Consider the following 17,899-nt stretch of genomic DNA (forward strand, 5'->3'; position numbering starts at 1 on the left):
CTCTACGTGGACCAGGCCAGCCACTTCGTGACGACGCGGACGGGCCAGAGCCCCCATCGGCCCCAGCAGGTCACGGCGCCCACCCAGATCGGACGGGCCCTCGCGCAGCTCGGTATCGAGCTGATCCCCGCGCATTCGCCGCAGGCCCGGGGCCGCATGGAACGGCTGTGGGAACCCTGGCAAGGTCGGCTGCCGCAGGAGCTGCGCCTGGCCGGGATCACCACGGTGGAGGCCGCCAATCGGTTCCTGCGCGACACCTGGCTGCCGTTCCACAACCGGACCTGGACGGTGCCCATCGCCGGCGAGGGCACGGCCTTTGTCCCCTATACCGGAGGCCACCTCGACCGCATCTGCGCGCTGCAGCATGAGCGCGTGGTGGGGAACGATAACTGTGTGCAGTTCGACAAGCGACACCTGCAAATCCCAAAGACCACCTGGCGCTACAGCTTCGCCAAATGCCGGTCACGGTCTACGAGCATCTGGATGGCACACTCAGCCTCGGCTATGGCCCGCACATCTTGGGGCGCTACGATGCCGTCGGGCGCCTGCTCACCGGCGTCGTCCCCGCCGGGAGCCAGGCCGCCTGAAGACATGCCCACGTGGCACGACGTAGAGGCGACGCACACAGTGGCTCGAGGACGCGATATCCACAGGAGGGGGTGACCCGGAGCTCGGGGGGACTCCCCCGCCAGTTCCCCCTCCCCGGCACCGGGCAGATCCCGGGAAGACTTGGCCGAGAGAGGCGGCCGAGTCAGAAGCAAAACCGGACATGTCACTTGCTACAAAAACCGGACATCTTGACTTGCTACGGACAGCAAGGCCCGTGCACGGCCAAGCCGGGTTGATTTCACCCGACCGCCGTGTTAAAGCGTCGCCATGCGCATCGTGTTCATGGGCACGCCGGATTTCGCCGTTCCATCGCTGGAGGCGCTGCTCAAGTCCGAGGAGACCGTTGTCGGCGTCGTGACTCAACCCGATCGTCCTAAGGGCCGGGGCCAGGCGCTCGCGCCGTCGCCCGTCAAACTGGTGTGCCAGCGTGAAGGCCTGCCGGTCCTCCAACCGCTCAAAATGAAAGATCCGGCATTCCTTCAGGCGCTGAAGGAATGGCAACCGGATGTGATCGTTGTGGCCGCTTTCGGCAGGATCCTACCGTCGGCGATTCTCAGTCTCCCCCCGAAGGGCTGCATCAACGTCCACGCGTCATTGTTGCCGAAATATCGAGGTGCCGGACCGATCCACTGGGCCATTATCAACGGCGAGCGAGAGACTGGTATCACGACGATGTTGATGGACGAAGGTATGGATACCGGCGCGATCCTCTTGCAAGAAACCGTGCCCATTGAACCCGACGACACAGCCGGCACTCTCTCCGCCAAGCTGGCCCAAGTCGGCGCCAGGCTTTTGGTTGACACGTTGTGTCGATTGAAAGCCGGAACCTTGGTGCCCAGCCCGCAGGATCATGCTCAAGCCACGATGGCGCCGCCGCTGAAAAAAGAAGACGGATTAATTGACTGGTCCCGCCCCGCCGTCGAGATTGCCAATCGCGTCCGCGGCCTGGCTCCCTGGCCAGGGGCCTATACCTTTGCCGGCGACACTCTGTGGAAGATTTGGAAAGCCGCCCCTACGGATGGACCGATCGATAAGGCCCTTCCCGGTACGGTCATAGGACTCGCCAAGGACGCCATTCTGGTAGCGACGGGAAATGGACTCCTTTCTATTACGGAAATTCAACCGGCCAATAGCCGGCGCATGACCGCAGCCGAATTCCTCGCCGGCCACCGTCTTTCGCCAGGACAGGTGCTGGGAGCGGGTCCGAAAGTCGGACGTTGAGAGGACTGTGATACAGTGAACATGAAGGCGAACCCCGACCTCGGCCACCGCTCGTCGCTGCTCGCCTATTCTGGCTCCCGGTTGGACGCCAGATCAACTGCACTCCGTGCGCTCATCGAGACGGAGCTGAAGCAGATTCCAGCGGACGAAGCGCTGGGCGCTGCGCTTCGACATATCCGTCAGGACTCCCGCGAACGGGCATTGGCCACCGAGCTCACGTATGGCGTGCTCCGCCGACGAGGCATGATCGATTGGCGTCTGACTCAGGTCATGGATCGTCCGATCGAGCGACTCCCCGCCGTCGTGAAGACGGCGCTGCGCCTCGGCGCCTATCAACTGCTCTATCTGGATACCATCCCCGATTCCGCGGCGGTCCACGAATCCGTACAGATCGTCAAGCTGTTCCGCGCCCGGCTCGGCCGCGATTGGAGTGGATTCGTCAACGCCGTCCTGCGAACCCTGCTCCGCACCGCGCAGCCCGCCTGGCCCGACGCGGCGACCCACCCGGTCGCCGCGCTAGCCGTCCGGTATTCCTGTCCGGAGTGGTTGGTACGGCGCTGGCTGGAGCGGTTCGGCCCGAGCCAAGCCGAACGGCTGTGCCGCACCGTGAGTGAGATCCCCCCGCTCACCATCCGCGTCAATACCCTGCGCATAAGTCGGGAGGCCCTGATCGAGTGGTTCGCTCGCGCCGGGATTGACGCCCGTGCGACCGCCGTCAGTCCCGTAGGAATCGTGCTCGACAAGTGTGGCTCGGTCACGGAGCTGCCGGGATTCCGTACCGGAGCGTTTTATGTCGAGGATGAGGCTGGCCAATTGATTCCGTTGTTGCTCGACCCGCAACCAGGTGAGCGTGTGCTCGATGCCTGCGCCGCGCCTGGAGGAAAAACCACCCATCTGGCCGCCCTGATGCAGAATCGAGGCGAAATCATCGCCGTGGACCGGAGTCCGCAGCGGATCCGAAAAGTAGAAGACAATTGCCGGCGTTTGGGTGTCTCAATTGTCCGATCGGTCGTGGCAGATGCCAGACAACTCGCCATGATGGCTGAAAGGCGGGAACGCGGAAGAAACATCCGGACGCTACCGTTCAACGCGCCGTTTGACCGGATCTTGCTGGATGTCCCGTGCAGCGGGCTCGGTGTCCTGCGGCGCCATCCGGAAGCGAAATGGCGGAAACAGGCCGCAAGGCTGGAACGACACCAAAGGTTGCAGCGCGAACTTCTGGAAGCGGTCAGCGCTCTCTTGCGGCCCGGCGGGGTGTTAGTCTATAGTACGTGTTCGACCGAGACGGAGGAAAACGAACAGGTCATCGAGTCCTTCTGCCAAGCCCACGCCGAGTTTCGACGTGAAAGCGTGGGACCGTGGCTGCCCCCAACCGGTCTCCCGTTGTTGACCAGCCGAGGAGATCTCTTCACAATGCTCAACGAGCAAGCCATGGATGTCTTCTTTGCCGCCCGTCTGCGGAGAGTCGCCTGATGAATCGTCCACCGATCCGCATCGCCCCGTCCATTCTTTCCGCAGACTTCGCCCGGCTGGCCGATGAAATTGCGCGTGTCGAGCAAGGGGGCGCTGATCTGCTTCACATCGACGTAATGGACGGACACTTCGTCCCCAATTTGACGGTGGGGCCTCCTATTGTGGAAGCGCTGCGGAAAGTGACCAAACTCCCGCTGGATGTCCATTTGATGATGACCAATCCGGATGCGTTCATTGCGGAATTCGCCGCCGCGGGCGCCGACTACTTGACCGTCCATGTTGAAACCTGTCCGCATCTGCATCGCACCGTTGAATCAATCAAGGAACGCGGCGTTAAAGCCGGCGTTTCCTTGAATCCGGCGACCCCGATCAGCTTTGTGGAAGAGATCGTGCGCGACACCGATCTGGTGCTGATCATGTCGGTGAATCCCGGATTTGGCGGGCAGCGGTTCATCCCTTCGTCGCTGCAAAAGATCACACAAGCCCGGCGGCTTATCGAGCGCATGAAAAGCCCGGCGGTGCTGGAAGTCGACGGCGGGGTGAAACCGGACAATGCGGGGCCGATCATTCAGGCTGGTGCGGATATTCTCGTGTCCGGGTCGGCCATCTTCTCCGCCGACGACTACGGAGCGGTCATCGCCGCGTTGCGCGCTGCTGGGCAATCCGCGTCTCTCCCTCGAAATCCGCAGACTATGTCAGTGCATCGGTAAGCGAGGCCGGGTGAATATCTCTTCTCTCATCGACAGCCTGCATCCACTTGAAATCAAGGTTCTTATGGCGTTCGGGCAGGGGTCGGTCCTGCGGATCGAACAGATCGCTCAGGCGACCGGACTTGACACGTCACAGTTAAGTATGGCCGTCGAATGGCTGCTAACCAAGGGCCTGATCGCCGTCGAGGCGGAAACGGTCACGCCGGTGGTGTCACTCACCAAAATCGGTGAGCACTACCTGGAGCACAATGCCCCAATCGAGCGCATCCTGTCGGCTGCCCGCGAAGCCGCTGCGACCGGCAGGCGGCTGACGATTCAGGATATTCAATCCCGGGAGGGGTTGGAGCCGAGCGAGATCAGCGGCGCGATCGGCTGCCTGAAAAAGGAGGGCGCCGTGTTGATCGTCCAGGGCGGGTGCATCGAGGCCACCGGTCGGGCCAGCCCGACGGCGGAAGCGTTGCGGGCATTACTCCAACAACTCCGCGGGACCTCCCGTGAACTCGATACATTTCCGGAAGCCCTGCGCCAGGTCATCCGACAGCATGCCGTGAGGCGCGGCAATGCCCGCGAGCCATTCCGGATCGACGAGCGCGTGACCCGATCCTATCGTTTGACTCCAACGGGTGAGCAAGCCGCCGGACTGACCATACAGCAGGGCGCGATGGAGGAGGTTTCGCAATTGACACCCGAGCTGCTGAAAGATGGGACTTGGCGCACCAAGCGGTTTAGAAAATATACCATTACCCTGCGGCCTCCTCGGATTGCCGCCGGCAAACGGCACCCATACCGGGAATTCCTCGATCTGGTCAAACACAAACTCGTCAGCATGGGGTTTCGGGAGATGCGCGGCCCTTTGGTCGAGACCGAATTTTGGAACATGGACGCCCTGTTCATGCCACAGTTCCATCCGGCTCGGGATATCCACGACGTCTATTTTGTCAAAGAACCAACCCATGCCCGTTCGGACGATCCGCGGGAGCTGAAGCTTCGAGCTCGGGTGGCGGCGATCCACGAAGCCGGCGGCAAGACCGGATCGACTGGATGGGGGTATCGGTTCGACACGCGGCGCACGTTGCGGCTGGTTCTCCGGAGCCAGGGAACCGCCGTTTCCGCCAGAACGCTGGCATCCGATCCCTCCATACCAGGCAAATATTTTTCGATCGCCCGCTGTTTTCGGTACGATGCGGTCGATGCGACCCACGCCACTGACTTTTTCCAGATCGAGGGGATTGTGTTAGGCGAAGACATCAATTTCCGGACCTTGCTCGGCCTGCTCGATCTCTTTGCGCGGGAAGTGGCCCAGGCGAAGGAAAGCAAATTTCTTCCGGCCTACTTCCCTTTCACCGAGCCGTCGGTCGAACTGCATGTCCGGCACCCGCGTTTGGGGTGGATGGAACTGGGCGGTGCCGGCCTCTTTCGGCCGGAAGTCACCCTGCCCTTGGGTGTCACGGTGCCGGTGATCGCCTGGGGTCTGGGTCTCGACCGCATGGCCATGGTCGCGCTGGGCATCCACGACATCCGCGATCTGTTCACCGCGGATTTGGAACTGATTAGGATGACGCGCGGAAAGTTTTAAAGAACGGTTCGTCCGGTTTGTTTGGTTCATTCTGATTCCCAAACAAACCAAAACCGCCAAACAAACCATCGTACAAGAGCATGCCCACCATTTCCGTCAACCGCCAAGACCTCGAGCAGTTGATCGCCGGGCCGGCTCGATCCCGCCGCTGCATCACGACGGAACAGCTGGAAGCCTGGCTTCCGTTGGTCAAGGGCGAGTTGAAGGGCCAGAACATCGAGACGGGCGAGCTGCGGATCGAACTCCAGGACAGCAACAGGCCAGATCTGTGGTGTTGCGAAGGAATTGCCCGTCAGATCAGAATCAAGCTCCAGGGTCGTGCACCGGCTTATCCGTGCTTCTCTCCGACCCGGCAGCCTAAGCGTCGCCTCGTCGTCTCGCCTGGTCTGGAGTCGGTTCGTCCCTATGTCGCGGCCTGCACGGCCAGCGGCTATGAGGTCACCGGCGAAGGCCTGGCGCAATTGATCCAAACCCAGGAAAAACTCGCCGAGATTTTCGGGCGCAAGCGGCGGACGGTCTCGATCGGTCTCTATCGGCTTCCTCGCATTGTCTTTCCCGTCACGTATGAACTTGTGAAACCGGAGGACGCAAGCTTCACTCCGTTGGGGCTGGACTCCAAGATGACCCTCGGAGAGATCCTGGTCGTCCATCCCAAGGGATTGGAATACGGGTCGATTCTGGCTGGCCACGATCGGGTCCCGTTGCTCCGGGACGCCGCAGGGCAAGTATTGTCTTTCCCGCCGATCATCAACAGCCGGGAGATCGGCGAAGTTCAGGTCGGCGACCGCGAGCTGTTCGTGGAGGTGACGGGAACCGATCTGCCGATGGTGGTGTTGACGCTGAATATTCTCGCCGTCAATTTGGCCGATCGCGGTGCCGCGATCAGCCCAATCGAGGTGACGTATCCGTACAAGACGCCCCTGGGCAAGACCGTCACGACACCCAAAGATCTCGGGAGAGTTCAAACGATTCGCGTGGAAGCGATCGAGGCAGCGCTCGGGCAGCCGCTGGGCGCGCAGAGGATCGGCAGGGCCCTGCGCGCGTACGGCTATACGATCACAACCACGCGCGACAAGGTCTCGGTGAAGCTGCCTCCCTATCGGAACGATCTCATGCATGCTGTCGACGCGGTCGAAGACGTCGCGATCAGCCTGGGCTATGACGCGTTTGTGCCGGTGATGCCTTCACAGTTTACGGTGGGAAGCCTGTCCCGATTGGAGCAGTGGGCCGACAAGGTGCGGGACCTCATGATTGGAATGGGGTTTCAAGAAATCATCTCGAACATCATGGCTTCACGCCAGGAACTGTGCACGCACATGCGCCTGGCCGGTACTGAATGGGACAAGGTCGTCGAGGTGGAAAATGTGATGTCCCAAAGCTTTTCCTGTCTGCGGCAGTGGCTCACGCCCTCGCTCCTCCGTGTCGAAGCTGCTTCTAGCCGTGCCTTCTACCCACATCGGTTGTTCGAAGTTGGAGAAACTGCGGTGCCCGATCCACATGAAGATACGGGTTCACGCACGCTGGTGGTGCTCGGGGCTCTGATTGCCCACGCCGGAGCGAACTTCTCCGAAATCCACTCTTGCCTGGACCTGCTGTTATTCTATCTCGATCGGCCCTATACCTTGGAGTCTGTAACCCATCCGTCGTTCCTGGAAGGCCGAGCCGGTCGGATCATGTCGGGAGGGCAGGCATTGGGATTGATCGGGGAACTCCATCCCGAAGTACTGGAGCGTTGGCAGATCGGCGTCCCTGTGGTGGCGTTCGAGCTCGAAGTGGATCGACTAGCAGGAAGTGAAGAATAACGTCACCTCGCCGTCGGTCGGCCTCGGCCCGGCTTTACGACTGGCGCCGACCCACGCGAACACAGGGATCGACGCTCAGGCGCTTGCCACTGCCACCTGCTGCTTGGCCAGCCCGATCAATCTTTCGAATCCGGAAGGATCCTTGATCGCCATGTCCGAGAGGACTTTCCGGTCCAGCAGGATGTTGGCTTTGCGAAGTCCGTTCATGAAGCGACTATAGGTCAATCCTTGCAACCGCGCTGCGGCGCTGATCCGTGCGATCCAGAGCCGGCGGAAGTCCCGCTTGCGTTTTCTTCGGCCGACATAGGCGTACGCTTGCCCCTTGTCCACCGATTCCGTCGCTGTGCGGAAAAGGCGGCTTTTGGCACCGTATTGCCCTTTTGCCAACTTCAGTCTCTTTTTTCGTCGCTGCCTGGTCTTGGGTCCGCCTTTCGCGCGCGGCATCGTCTGTGCTCCTTTCAGTCGATCTCAGGTGAATTCCGTGAAATTTTCCGTCAGTTATAGGGAAGGAGCCGGTTGGCTGTGCGTGCTGCGGCATCCTCGAGGGTCGTCACGCTTTTCAAACGGCGCTTTCGGTCACGCGCCTTGCCGGTGAGCAGATGGCGTCGCCCAGATCTTCTCCTCATTACCTTGCCGGTTCCGCTGCGGCTGAAGCGCTTGCTGGCTCCCGAATGCGTCTTCAGTTTCTGTCTGGCCATGATTCGTCCTTTCTCTTTCTCCACCCTCTCCGTCTTTCTCAGTCGTTCGCGGTGTATGAGGCGCCGTGCGTAGACAGATGGCTGCTGCTTCTTAACGCGTCACCTATCACCCTCATGGTCCCTATGATTTCGGCGCGATGATCATGATAAGACTGCGACCTTCCATGCGCGGGGCGTACTCGATGGTTCCCGAATCAGCCAACTGTTCGATCACCGTGTTCATCACAGCCCGTCCCATCTCTTGGTTCGCCATTTCGCGGCCCCGAAACATCAAGGTGACTTTGGTCTTATTGCCTTCGGCCAAGAAGCCCTTGATCTGGCGAATCTTGATCTCTAAGTCGTGCTTGTCGGTCCGCGGTCTGAGCTTGATCTCTTTGACCTGGGTGGACTTCTGGTGACGGCGGCTCTGATGTTCCTTCTTGCTCAGCTCATACTTATACTTGCCGTAGTCCATGATCCGGCAGACCGGCGGCTGGGAAGTCGGCGCCACCTCCACCAGATCGTATCCCATTTCTTGAGCCTGTCTGAAGGCGTCCGGCGTGGGCATGATGCCCAATTGTTCGCCGTCCGGTCCGATCACCCGAACTTCTCGGACCCTGATCTCTCTATTGACGCGAAGCTTAGGTACGATAAGCCACCTCTCTCTATCAGGTTGTTGTAGTGAGCGGCACGGGCTGAGCTGCCTCGGTTCGGAGCAGATCCAGCACAGCGGCGACACTCATGCTCCCGAGGTTCGACCCGGCTCGGCCGCGGACCGACACCGTGCCGCTCTGCGTTTCCCGATCTCCTACGACCAGCATGTACGGAATCTTTGCCTTCTCCGCTTCCCGGATCTTGAACCCCACCTTTTCGTTTCGCAAATCCGCTTCCGCCCGGTAACCGGCGGCTTTCACCTGGTTGAGTACGCCGACGGCATACTCGCGGTGTTTGTCAGTAATCGACAGGACGATCGCCTGGACAGGAGCCAGCCAGACCGGAAACGCGCCGGCGTAGTGTTCAATTAGAATGCCGAAAAAGCGTTCAATGGAGCCCATCAACGCCCGGTGAATCATAATCGGCTGGTGAGACCTGCCGTCCTCCCCTGTGTAGGTCAACTGGAACCGCTCGGGGTTGTTGAAGTCCACCTGGACTGTGGAGCACTGCCAAGATCGGCCGAGAGCGTCCTTGATCTTGATATCGATCTTGGGGCCGTAAAACACCCCTTCTCCCGGATCGACACGGTACGCCACTCCCCGTCCTTTGAGCGCTGCTTCCAGCGCGGCGGTGGCCTGCGCCCATTTTTCCTCGGAGCCCACGGCTTTCTCCGGTCTGGTTGAAAGATAGACCTCAAACTCCGAAAACCCGAAGGTCCGCAAGATGAAAAACGTAAAATCCAGGACTCGGCTGACCTCCGTCTCGATCTGGTCTGGACGACAGAACAGGTGCGCGTCGTCCTGCGTAAACCCCCGCACGCGCAGCAGCCCATGCAGCACGCCGGTTCGCTCGTACCGATACACCGTGCCCAATTCTCCGTACCGGATCGGAAGGTCTCGGTAGCTGCGCAGGTGGGATTTGTAGATCATAATATGGAACGGACAGTTCATCGGTTTGAGCTGATACTCGCTGCCTTCGACCTTCATCGGCGCAAACATGTTGTCGCGATAGTAGTCGACGTGTCCGCTGGTCCGCCAAAGATCCAACCGCGCGATATGCGGTGAATAGACCAACTCGTATCCGTTCCGCAGGTGCTGTTCACGCCAGAAGTTCTCGATCAACAGGCGAATCAGCGCGCCCTTGGGGTGCCACAGCACGAGGCCCGGCCCGATTTCGTCCTGGATGGTAATCAGGCCAAGCTCCTTCCCCAGCTTGCGGTGATCCCGGCGTTTGATTTCTTCGAGCCGAGCGAGATACGCATCGAGCTCCGCTTGCGTGGGAAAGGATGTACCGTAAATCCGCTGCAGCATCGGATTCCGCTCGTCCCCGCGCCAGTAGGCTCCAGCGCTGGAGAGGATCTTCAGCGCACCAACCCGGCCGGTCGAAGGCAGGTGCGGTCCCCGACACAGATCGATGAACTCGCCTTGGCTGTATAGCGAGACGGTTTGGTCCTCGAATCCTTCGATCATTTCGGCTTTATACGGCTCGCCCCGTTCGCGGAAGAACTGAATGGCCTGCTGCTTTGGCAGCTCCATCCGCCTGAAGGGCCGGTCGGCCTTGATGATCTCCAGCGCTCGGGCTTCGATCTTTTCCAAGTCCTGTGGCGTGAACGGGCGCTCGAACGCGAAGTCATAGTAGAAGCCGTCTTCGATAGCCGGACCGATCGCCAGTTGCGCGCTCGGAAACACTTCTTTCACCGCCTGGGCCATAATATGGGTACTGCTGTGACGATAGACCTCTCTCCCCTCGGGCGAATCAAAGGTGAGGGGTTCGATGGTCGCATCCTCGACGAGAACTCGATCCAAATCGACTGGCTGGCCATTGACCTTAGCCGCTAGAATAGCCGATCCTAGGGTCACACCGGCGCGAACCAGGGCTTCGCCGACGGTGCAGCCGGCCGGCACTTCTTTTTTGGTACCGTCCTGGAGAGTGACGCAGATCGTGCGCGAGGTCATGGCCTGTCCCCAGAAACAAGAAAGGCACCCCGACCGCACCTTGTGGCCGGATGCCATCCGTCGGATGGTAGGCGCGGACGGTCTTGAACCGTCGACCTCTACCGTGTCAAGGTAGCGCTCTCCCCCTGAGCTACGCGCCTAACGTCCGAGTGGGCATGCTAATATAGCCCGGCCTGGAGTGTCAAGGAAGCCAACGCAGAAAAGGCGGCCATCGGAGTCCGATGGCCGCCTTTTCTGCGTCGACTCGAACCGATGTTGTGCAATGCCCGAAAACTTACTTGACCGCAGCCCGCAGCGTCTTGCCCGCCGAAAATTTCGGGACGCGAGCCGCCGGGATCTTAAGCGTTTCCCCTGTCCGCGGATTGCGTCCCACGCGCGCTTTGCGTTTCGCCACTGTAAAGGTTCCGAAGTTCACTAGGCTGACTCGCTGCCCTTTTTTCAGCGACGAGGTGACGGCCCCGGTGAATGCCGCCAACGCATTGCCTGCGGCAACCTTGGTGATCCCGGCTGACGCTGCCATTTTGGCAATCAATTCTTCTTTGGTCATCGCATTCCTCCTTGCTTGATAGATGGGATGAGGAACCGCGTCTCGATCCTTCCCTGCCCAGGACCCTTCACCGCGACGAAACACACCGGTCCGGCTCGCTTAAACGGAATGGGCTCGTTGCCTCCGTCCACGTCTCACCGGGATGCGGAGGTCAATGATCTTCTTGCGCAGGGTGTTTCGATTCAAGCCCAAGAGTTCCGCTGCCTGAATCTGATTGCCTTTCGTTTCCTTCAGCGCCAGCGCGATCAACGGACGTTCCACCGCCGTCATGAGCATGGGGTGCAGGTTCCGACCTGACCCGTTCCGCATGCTCCTGACGAAATCGACCATTTTCGATTCGATGTAGCTCTCAAGCGACAACTCTTGACCGGCACCATCCGGGGAGGGGTAACCGTTGACCATGGTCTGAATCAGTTTGGAGGCCCGCTTGAGCGCATGCCGCGACCCCGCCACCACCAGAGTCCTGGCCGGATCGATCGCCTGTTGCAATTCAGTCAGCTCACCCCAGGTGCCTCGCTTGGCTTCCAGCACCACGATGTCGAAGGGGCGCTTGCCAACCTCCTTGGTCAGCGCGGCCACGTCCTTTGCCGCCGTGATCGCCGCCTCCTGGAAGGCTTGCCTGAACCGGGCGTGGATATCGTGATCGGCACTGAGAAGAAGGATGCTCAAGGCCGACGATCGAAGCGACATGAAGGCACCGGCGAAGAAAAGAAGATGAGAAGAAGAGAGCGGGATTATTACTCCAGAGTCGGGACGATGTCAATCGGGAAAATGCGCCATGATGGCCGAATAGCCGCTCTGCTAAACGTTTCGCGGGGATGGGCAAAACACGTTCGCTGGGTTCAGTAGCTTATGTTCTTTGTTGTTACCCCGCTCATCGGCCCGATCGGTAAGCCCGCGGGACCGTATTCTGAGCACCAATAATTGGAGCCTGAACTCAACGAACAACCGTTAGATAGACTGCGAGTCGCGCACCCGGTTCTCAGAAAAGGAATGCGAAGGAAGAAGGAGAAGGAAGAAGGATAGACGAGGCGCAACGCCTACCCGCGATCGAGTTGCTTCAGGCGTGGATTGTTGGAGCCAAAGGGATGGTATCCGGCATGTGAGGTATTCAAGCGACACCTCTGTCTTACAGCCGTGCGGACATTCGAATTGACGGGTTTCGGGTACGGAGATTTGGGATGGATAGCGATACCGACTTGACACCATCTTTGTATCAGTTGTAAAAAATAAAAACAGATCGAGTAATTCCTATCGGAATACTGAAAAATGCAGGTTTCGCTCAAGGCCACCTATGCCATTCTGGCTGCGTTGGACCTGGCGATGCATAATGGAGATTCGCCGGTGCAGGCCAAGTCCATCGCCAAGAGGCAAAGCATCCCCGCCCGCTTTCTGGAGCAGGTGTTGAACGCGATGAAAAAGGCCGGCCTGGTGACGAGTCTCCGGGGAGCCCAGGGCGGATACATGTTGAGCAAGAAGCCCTCGGAGCTTTCGTTGGCTGAAATCCTGGAGGCGTTGGACGGCCCGATCGGCCCGCATCGCGGCCAGGCGTCCCACCGTCTCTCCCGGCGGGACCATCGGCAAGTCTCGTTGTTGGCCTCCGTCTGGGACCGCGTCAAGCAGGCGGAATTGAGCGTGCTGGCCAGCATCACGGTGAAGGAGTTGGTCGATCGACAACGTGAGCTCGAACAGCAGCATGCGCTGATGTACCACATCTGAGTTGATGAACGGATAGGCTGCCGTGGCTTCGCTGTTCGCAGCCGAGCCCGGGAGAGAAAAAGAAAAGAGGTCCCCCATGTATGCAACCCGAGCGACTTCGTCGCCAGAGGTCAAAACTGTATCGATTCCTCCCGAGATTCTGGAAGAGATCGAAGCGTTTGAAGTCGAAGCCAACCGAGTCCTTGCCGGCGAGCTGTCCGGCGACCTGTTCAAGCCGTTTCGTCTGCAGCACGGCATTTACGGCCAACGTCAGCCCGGGGTGCACATGTTCCGGATCAAGATTCCGTTCGGCGGCCTCACCGCGAACCAGCTTAGACGAATCGGAGAGATCGCCGACCAGTATGCCACAGGCGTCGGTCATGTCACGACCCGGCAGGATATTCAGCTCCATTTTGTCTCGCTTGAAGATGTGCCGACTATGATGCGAAAAATCGCGGAAGTGGGGCTTACCACCCGCGAGGCTTGCGCCAACACCGTGCGGAACGTCACCGCCTGCCATTTGGCCGGCGTGTGTCCGGGCGAACTTTTCGACGTGACGCCGTACGCCAAAACCGTCGCGCTGCATCTTCTGCGGAATCCGCTGAACCAGAGCTTGCCGCGCAAATTTAAGATCGCGTTTTCCGGCTGTCCGCACGATTGCGCGCTGACACCGATCCACGACATCGGCCTGCTGGCCGTAAAGAAAGAGGACGGCGGCATTGGTTTCCGCATGTCGGTGGGCGGCGGATTGGGCTCCACGCCGCGCTTGGCTCACGTGTTGCGGGAGTTCGTCCCTATGGACGAACTCATTCCCTCAATTGAGGCGGTCATCAAGGTCTTCGACATGCTTGGCAACCGCAAGAACCGCCACAAGGCCAGGTTGAAATTTGTCATCGACAAGTTGGGCATCGAAGAGTTCAAGCGACGGTGGGAAGCAGCCTATACGGCGATGGGCCACAGCCGTCCCGCCCACAAACCGATCATGCTGTTGGCGCACCAGGACGACCCGGTCCCGCTCATTATGCCGACCCGTGCCAATGGTTCCGGCAACGGCGCCGTTTCCGACAACGGAAGTGACGAGGGGTCCGCTTTCGCGGTGTGGAGACGGACCAATGTGGTCAAACAGAAGCAATCGGGCTATGTGGCCGTGTTGATCAAGCTTCCGATGGGAGATCTTACCACCGCGCAGATGTACGCCCTGGCTGACCTGGCCGAGATCTACTCGAACGGCAACATCCGAACCACTATCAATCAGAACGTAATTATTCGATGGGTGCCCGAGGCGAGGCTGCGCGAGTTCTACGATGACCTCGCCTCTCATGGGCTGGCCGATCCGGGCGCGGAGTCGGTGGAAGACATCGTCGCCTGTCCCGGGACAGATACCTGCGGCCTGGGCATCACTTCTTCGAAAGGGCTGGCCAGGGCGATGGCGGAAATCTTTCCGCCCGGGCGAATCCCCGACGACTTGCAAGGCGTCAGCGTCAAAATCAGCGGATGCCACAATTCCTGCGCGCAGCATCACATTGCCACGATCGGGTTGCATGGAGTCGGCAAGCGCATCGGCGAGCACGTAGCCCCCCACTACGAGCTCCACCTCGGCGGGCAAGTGAACGGCGCGGCCAAGATCGGCCAGATGACCGTCAAACTGCCGGCGAAGAATGTCCCGGCGGCCGTCTCCCATCTCATCGCCGTATATCGACGCGATCGCGAACCAGGGGAGACGCTGCCTGCCTTTATCGCGCGTGTTGGCAAGGCCAAGCTCAAAGATGAATTAATTCCTTATACGATCGTGCCTTCGTTCGAGGAGGATCCGAGCTATTACTTCGACTGGGAAAGCGAGGAAGAGTTCGTGTTGGAGGATCTGGGGCCGGGCGAATGCGCCGGGGGAGCCCTTGAGTTGATCGACAACCGCATGTTGGAGGCCGAACAAGAGCTGTATCAGGCCAGGCTGTTGGCCGAGAAGCATCAGTACGCGGTCTCCGTCAACAAGGCCTATCGTGCGGTTTTGGCGGCGGTCAAAGCCTTGCTGGTTACTGAAGGCGTTGATCCGGCGACCGATGCCGAGACATTTGCGGAATTTGAGCAACGGTTGGTCTGTAAGGGCATCCTGCCTGAGTACGGGGCTCTCGCCTCCCGGATCGGCGATTTGGGGACGAAGGCCAACACGGCGGAATTCGCGCTTGCCAAAATCGCGTTCGCCAAAGAGTTTGTCGATGCCTGTCGAGCCGCGACCGAGCACATGGGCAAGGACCTGAAATTGGCCGGCGCGGAGAAGGGCGACGGCGTCGAGCCGCCGAAGTCCGCCGCGTCGCCGGCGACTCCGGCGGAACCGGCCCCTGCACAAGTGAACAGTTCGGCAACCGGTGTACCGGTCTTCGATTTGCGTGGCGTGGCCTGTCCGCTCAATTATGTCAAGACAAAGCTTAAGCTCGAGATGATGGAGGCTGGCGAGCGTCTTGAGGTCTGGCTCGACGCCGGAGAGCCGATCAAGAATGTGCCGGTGAGCCTCCGGAACGACGGCCATAAAATCCTGACTCAGGAGCCGTTGGAGCCGAACGCTGCTCATTATCGGGTCGTTGTCGAGAAAGTCGAGGGGTAAGGGGCTCTGGCGTCGTGATTGAAAGGGAAATCCGGGTGCCTCGAGAGGTGCAGACCGTCGGTGCGTCGCTGGAAGAAGAGCTGAAACGGCTGAACGATTCCTTCGAGACGCAGCAGCCGCAGGATCTGCTGGCCTATGCGATCGAGCGCTATATGCCCAAGATCGTGCTTGCGTGCAGCTTCGGCGCCGAAGACGTCGTGCTGGTGGACATGATCCAGCGGATCAATCCGCGGGTTCCGCTGTTTTATCTCGACACCGAATTCTTGTTCGCCGAAACCTACGAAGTCAGGGATCGCATCGTCGAGAAATACAGCTTGCGCCCCGAACAGGTCCTGCGGATCACCTCGCTCCTTACGCCGGCTGAACAAGCGGCGCAGTACGGGGACGCCCTCTGGGCGCGGCAGCCGGACCGCTGCTGCGAGCTGCGGAAGGTCGAACCGCTGAGGCGGGTTTTGAAAGGTTTCGACGCTTGGATTACGGGGATCAGACGCGACCAGGCGCCGACCAGGGCGAACGCCGGGCTGATCGAATGGGACCGCAAATTCCAGCTCGTTAAAATCAACCCGTTGGCGAAATGGACGGCTGAGGACATATGGACATACATCAAGCTGTATGAGGTGCCGTACAACCGGCTTCATGACCGGAACTATCCCAGCATCGGCTGTACGCATTGCACGGCGCCGGTCCAACCGGGGGAAGATCCGCGCGCCGGGCGATGGAGGAATTTCGCCAAGACCGAGTGCGGCTTGCACAAGTAAACAGGTCGTGAATACGAGGCTAGAGGCGGCTTGGACCAGGTCGCGCGAACTCGTCGCCTTTAGCCTCCTTGTTTTGCTCAGTGACACCCGCTGACATCTGAGATGAGGTGGAGGGGTGACCGCCGTGAAGAAGCTGGCCGTGATTGTGACCCGTGGTTCCTATAACAATCTGCTTCAGGCCTGCGAACTCGCCCGCATCGCCACCGTCGCCGGCACGCAGGTGAGCGTGTTCTTCCGAGACGAGGCGGCCTTGCGGCTAACGCAGGATAAAGTCAAAGACATGGTGTTCTCTGAAGCCTACAAAGGCCGCGATGCCCATATGCGGGAAATCCTGCGTGCCCGCGGCAAGCACGACTTGCCCGCGATTTTGCGCGAGATCAAAGAAAAAGGCGACGCGAAGTTTTCGGTGTGCCGCGATTCCTTGGAGTTGCTCGAAATTACGGTCGAAAAGTTGATCCCCGAACTGGACGAAGTCCAGGCGGCGGATGCCTTTTGGAAAGAAGAAGTGGCTACGGCCGACCAGGTGCTCACCTTCTAGACACATCATGCGTGACACGTCATAGGTCGTATGCAGCAGTTCATCGCCAAGATCGCCAAAGGGCCGAAGACCTCCAAGGACTTGACCTGGGAAGAAGCCAAGCAGGCGATGAAGTGCCTGATCGAGGGACAGGCCACGCCGCTCCAGGTCGGAGCCTTTCTGGTCGCCATGCGCATGAAGGCGGAGTCCGTGACCGAACTGGCCTCCTTCGTTACGGCAGCTCGCCAGTATGTTGCGCCGTTGCCTGTGCCCGAGGGCTTGGCGCTCGTTGATCTCCCGACCTATGCCGGCAAGCAAGACACGTTTCACGCATCCATTGGAGCGGCGGTGGTGGCGGCCGCCGCAGGTGCGGCGGTGCTCATGCACGGTCATGAAGGGATTCCGCAACGGCCCGGGACAGCCGCGGTCTTGAAGGGGCTGGGGGTCCCGACCGAGCTCACGCCGACACAGGCGACGGACGAGCTCGTCACGAAAGGGTTCGCCTATCTGGATATCGCGCTCTACCACCCGCCTGTCGCGCGATTCCTCGAACTCAGGACGGAATTGGGATTGCGGAACTTTTTTCACCCCATCGCCCGCATGCTGAATCCGGCCCGCGCTTCCTCTCAGGTCATCGGTCTGACCCACCCGCCGTACTTCGAAAAGACGGCCGAAGCGCTCCGCATGTTGGGGACCCGGCGCGCGCTGGTGATCCGCGGCGTGGAAGGCGACCCGGAGCTTTCTCTGGCCTCGGCGACCAGGGTGTTGGAATTGCGGGACGAACGCATCATGCCCTTGTCGTTGCAGCCGCAGGACATCGGACTGCCGCCGGCCTCCTTTCGCGAGATGGCGGGTTTCCCGGCCGAGCAGCGTGAGAAGGAGGCGGAGTTGCTCGCGCGGATCGTGCGGAACGAAGTGCGCGGTGGACCGCGCGATTGGGTGGCGCTTAACGCCGCCATGTTGTTGTACGCGGCCGGCAAGGGCCCGTCGATTTCCTTTTGCCTGCCCATGGCCCAGCGGGCCATCGACTCGGGAGCGGCGGCGCGGAAGTTGGCCGATCTGACCAGGGCGAATGAACCGATTCATGCCTAAGGAAAAAGGAG

At 60.2% G+C, this 17,899-nt stretch carries 16 protein-coding genes, 1 tRNA gene and 1 pseudogene; 11 read left to right on the forward strand and 7 right to left on the reverse strand.

Annotation, left to right across the window (positions count from 1 at the left end; translation table 11 throughout):
- The first annotated feature begins 27 nt into the window (after positions 1–27).
- From ACWHTU_RS01630 to pheT, 6 genes are all read left to right on the forward strand, one after another.
- Positions 28–663 carry a hypothetical protein gene (locus tag ACWHTU_RS01630; RefSeq protein WP_447861180.1) on the forward strand — a complete coding sequence of 212 codons (636 nt, stop codon included), beginning with the start codon at positions 28–30 and terminating at the stop codon, positions 661–663.
- A gap of 213 nt (positions 664–876) precedes the next feature.
- Positions 877–1,830 carry a methionyl-tRNA formyltransferase gene (gene fmt, locus ACWHTU_RS01635; RefSeq protein WP_447861181.1) on the forward strand — a complete coding sequence of 318 codons (954 nt, stop codon included), beginning with the start codon at positions 877–879 and terminating at the stop codon, positions 1,828–1,830.
- 21 nt (positions 1,831–1,851) lie between these two features.
- Positions 1,852–3,303, forward strand: coding sequence for a 16S rRNA (cytosine(967)-C(5))-methyltransferase RsmB (rsmB, locus tag ACWHTU_RS01640; protein ID WP_447863293.1), 1,452 nt, complete (start codon positions 1,852–1,854; stop codon positions 3,301–3,303).
- Positions 3,303–4,013, forward strand: a complete 711-nt coding sequence (rpe, locus tag ACWHTU_RS01645) for a ribulose-phosphate 3-epimerase (protein WP_447861182.1) — start codon at positions 3,303–3,305, stop codon at positions 4,011–4,013. Before rsmB ends, rpe begins: the two co-directional genes overlap by 1 nt.
- Before the next feature lie 10 nt (positions 4,014–4,023).
- Complete coding sequence (gene pheS, locus ACWHTU_RS01650; RefSeq protein ID WP_447861183.1) at positions 4,024–5,589, forward strand: phenylalanine--tRNA ligase subunit alpha; 1,566 nt, start codon at positions 4,024–4,026, stop codon at positions 5,587–5,589.
- An 80-nt stretch (positions 5,590–5,669) separates the two neighbouring features.
- Positions 5,670–7,391 carry a phenylalanine--tRNA ligase subunit beta gene (gene pheT / locus ACWHTU_RS01655; protein WP_447861184.1) on the forward strand — a complete coding sequence of 574 codons (1,722 nt, stop codon included), beginning with the start codon at positions 5,670–5,672 and terminating at the stop codon, positions 7,389–7,391.
- Positions 7,392–7,466: 75 nt separating this feature from the next.
- Here pheT and rplT read toward each other — a convergent pair whose 3' ends face one another.
- The 7 genes and pseudogenes from rplT to ACWHTU_RS01690 all read right to left on the reverse strand — a co-directional run.
- Complete coding sequence (gene rplT, locus ACWHTU_RS01660) at positions 7,467–7,835, reverse strand: 50S ribosomal protein L20 (protein WP_447861185.1); 369 nt, start codon at positions 7,833–7,835, stop codon at positions 7,467–7,469.
- Between the two features lie 50 nt (positions 7,836–7,885).
- Positions 7,886–8,089: a 50S ribosomal protein L35 gene (gene rpmI / locus ACWHTU_RS01665; RefSeq protein WP_447861186.1), complete on the reverse strand. Its 204-nt coding sequence runs from the start codon at positions 8,087–8,089 to the stop codon at positions 7,886–7,888.
- A 121-nt stretch (positions 8,090–8,210) separates the two neighbouring features.
- Positions 8,211–8,789, reverse strand: a complete 579-nt coding sequence (infC, locus tag ACWHTU_RS01670) for a translation initiation factor IF-3 (RefSeq protein ID WP_447863294.1) — start codon at positions 8,787–8,789, stop codon at positions 8,211–8,213.
- Positions 8,737–10,677 (reverse strand): threonine--tRNA ligase, encoded by a 1,941-nt coding sequence (gene thrS / locus ACWHTU_RS01675; RefSeq protein ID WP_447861187.1) that lies wholly within the window; start codon positions 10,675–10,677, stop codon positions 8,737–8,739. Before thrS ends, infC begins: the two co-directional genes overlap by 53 nt.
- Positions 10,678–10,742: 65 nt before the next feature.
- A tRNA-Val gene (locus ACWHTU_RS01680) sits at positions 10,743–10,817 on the reverse strand.
- Positions 10,818–10,951: 134 nt separating this feature from the next.
- Positions 10,952–11,224, reverse strand: coding sequence for an HU family DNA-binding protein (locus tag ACWHTU_RS01685; RefSeq protein ID WP_447861188.1), 273 nt, complete (start codon positions 11,222–11,224; stop codon positions 10,952–10,954).
- A 99-nt stretch (positions 11,225–11,323) separates the two neighbouring features.
- Positions 11,324–11,488: pseudogene (locus tag ACWHTU_RS01690) on the reverse strand (helix-turn-helix domain-containing protein); the annotation flags it as partial.
- A 1,005-nt stretch (positions 11,489–12,493) separates the two neighbouring features.
- Between ACWHTU_RS01690 and ACWHTU_RS01695 the strand changes: the two are divergent.
- From ACWHTU_RS01695 to trpD, 5 genes are all read left to right on the forward strand, one after another.
- On the forward strand, positions 12,494–12,943 hold the full coding sequence (locus tag ACWHTU_RS01695) for an RrF2 family transcriptional regulator (RefSeq protein WP_447861189.1): 450 nt from the start codon (positions 12,494–12,496) through the stop codon (positions 12,941–12,943).
- A gap of 76 nt (positions 12,944–13,019) precedes the next feature.
- Complete coding sequence (locus tag ACWHTU_RS01700; protein ID WP_447861190.1) at positions 13,020–15,521, forward strand: sulfurtransferase TusA family protein; 2,502 nt, start codon at positions 13,020–13,022, stop codon at positions 15,519–15,521.
- 35 nt (positions 15,522–15,556) lie between these two features.
- The gene (locus ACWHTU_RS01705) at positions 15,557–16,279 is read left to right on the forward strand and encodes a phosphoadenylyl-sulfate reductase (RefSeq protein WP_447861191.1); all 723 of its coding nucleotides are present in this window, start codon (positions 15,557–15,559) and stop codon (positions 16,277–16,279) included.
- 115 nt (positions 16,280–16,394) lie between these two features.
- Positions 16,395–16,817: a DsrE family protein gene (locus ACWHTU_RS01710; RefSeq protein WP_447861192.1), complete on the forward strand. Its 423-nt coding sequence runs from the start codon at positions 16,395–16,397 to the stop codon at positions 16,815–16,817.
- Positions 16,818–16,847: 30 nt separating this feature from the next.
- Positions 16,848–17,888 carry an anthranilate phosphoribosyltransferase gene (trpD, locus tag ACWHTU_RS01715; protein WP_447861193.1) on the forward strand — a complete coding sequence of 347 codons (1,041 nt, stop codon included), beginning with the start codon at positions 16,848–16,850 and terminating at the stop codon, positions 17,886–17,888.
- The last annotated feature ends 11 nt before the right edge of the window (positions 17,889–17,899 follow it).

Source organism: Nitrospira calida (genome assembly GCF_976986435.1).

Coding starts and splice junctions, on each gene's coding strand:
- rpmI (WP_447861186.1), bottom strand. CDS start 8,089: ATGGCCAGACAGAAACTGAAGACGCATTCGGGAGCCAGCAAGCGCTTC.
- ACWHTU_RS01700 (WP_447861190.1), top strand. CDS start 13,020: ATGTATGCAACCCGAGCGACTTCGTCGCCAGAGGTCAAAACTGTATCG.
- fmt (WP_447861181.1), top strand. CDS start 877: ATGCGCATCGTGTTCATGGGCACGCCGGATTTCGCCGTTCCATCGCTG.
- ACWHTU_RS01685 (WP_447861188.1), bottom strand. CDS start 11,224: ATGACCAAAGAAGAATTGATTGCCAAAATGGCAGCGTCAGCCGGGATC.
- rplT (WP_447861185.1), bottom strand. CDS start 7,835: ATGCCGCGCGCGAAAGGCGGACCCAAGACCAGGCAGCGACGAAAAAAG.
- ACWHTU_RS01695 (WP_447861189.1), top strand. CDS start 12,494: ATGCAGGTTTCGCTCAAGGCCACCTATGCCATTCTGGCTGCGTTGGAC.
- trpD (WP_447861193.1), top strand. CDS start 16,848: ATGCAGCAGTTCATCGCCAAGATCGCCAAAGGGCCGAAGACCTCCAAG.
- rpe (WP_447861182.1), top strand. CDS start 3,303: ATGAATCGTCCACCGATCCGCATCGCCCCGTCCATTCTTTCCGCAGAC.
- pheT (WP_447861184.1), top strand. CDS start 5,670: ATGCCCACCATTTCCGTCAACCGCCAAGACCTCGAGCAGTTGATCGCC.
- thrS (WP_447861187.1), bottom strand. CDS start 10,677: ATGACCTCGCGCACGATCTGCGTCACTCTCCAGGACGGTACCAAAAAA.
- rsmB (WP_447863293.1), top strand. CDS start 1,852: ATGAAGGCGAACCCCGACCTCGGCCACCGCTCGTCGCTGCTCGCCTAT.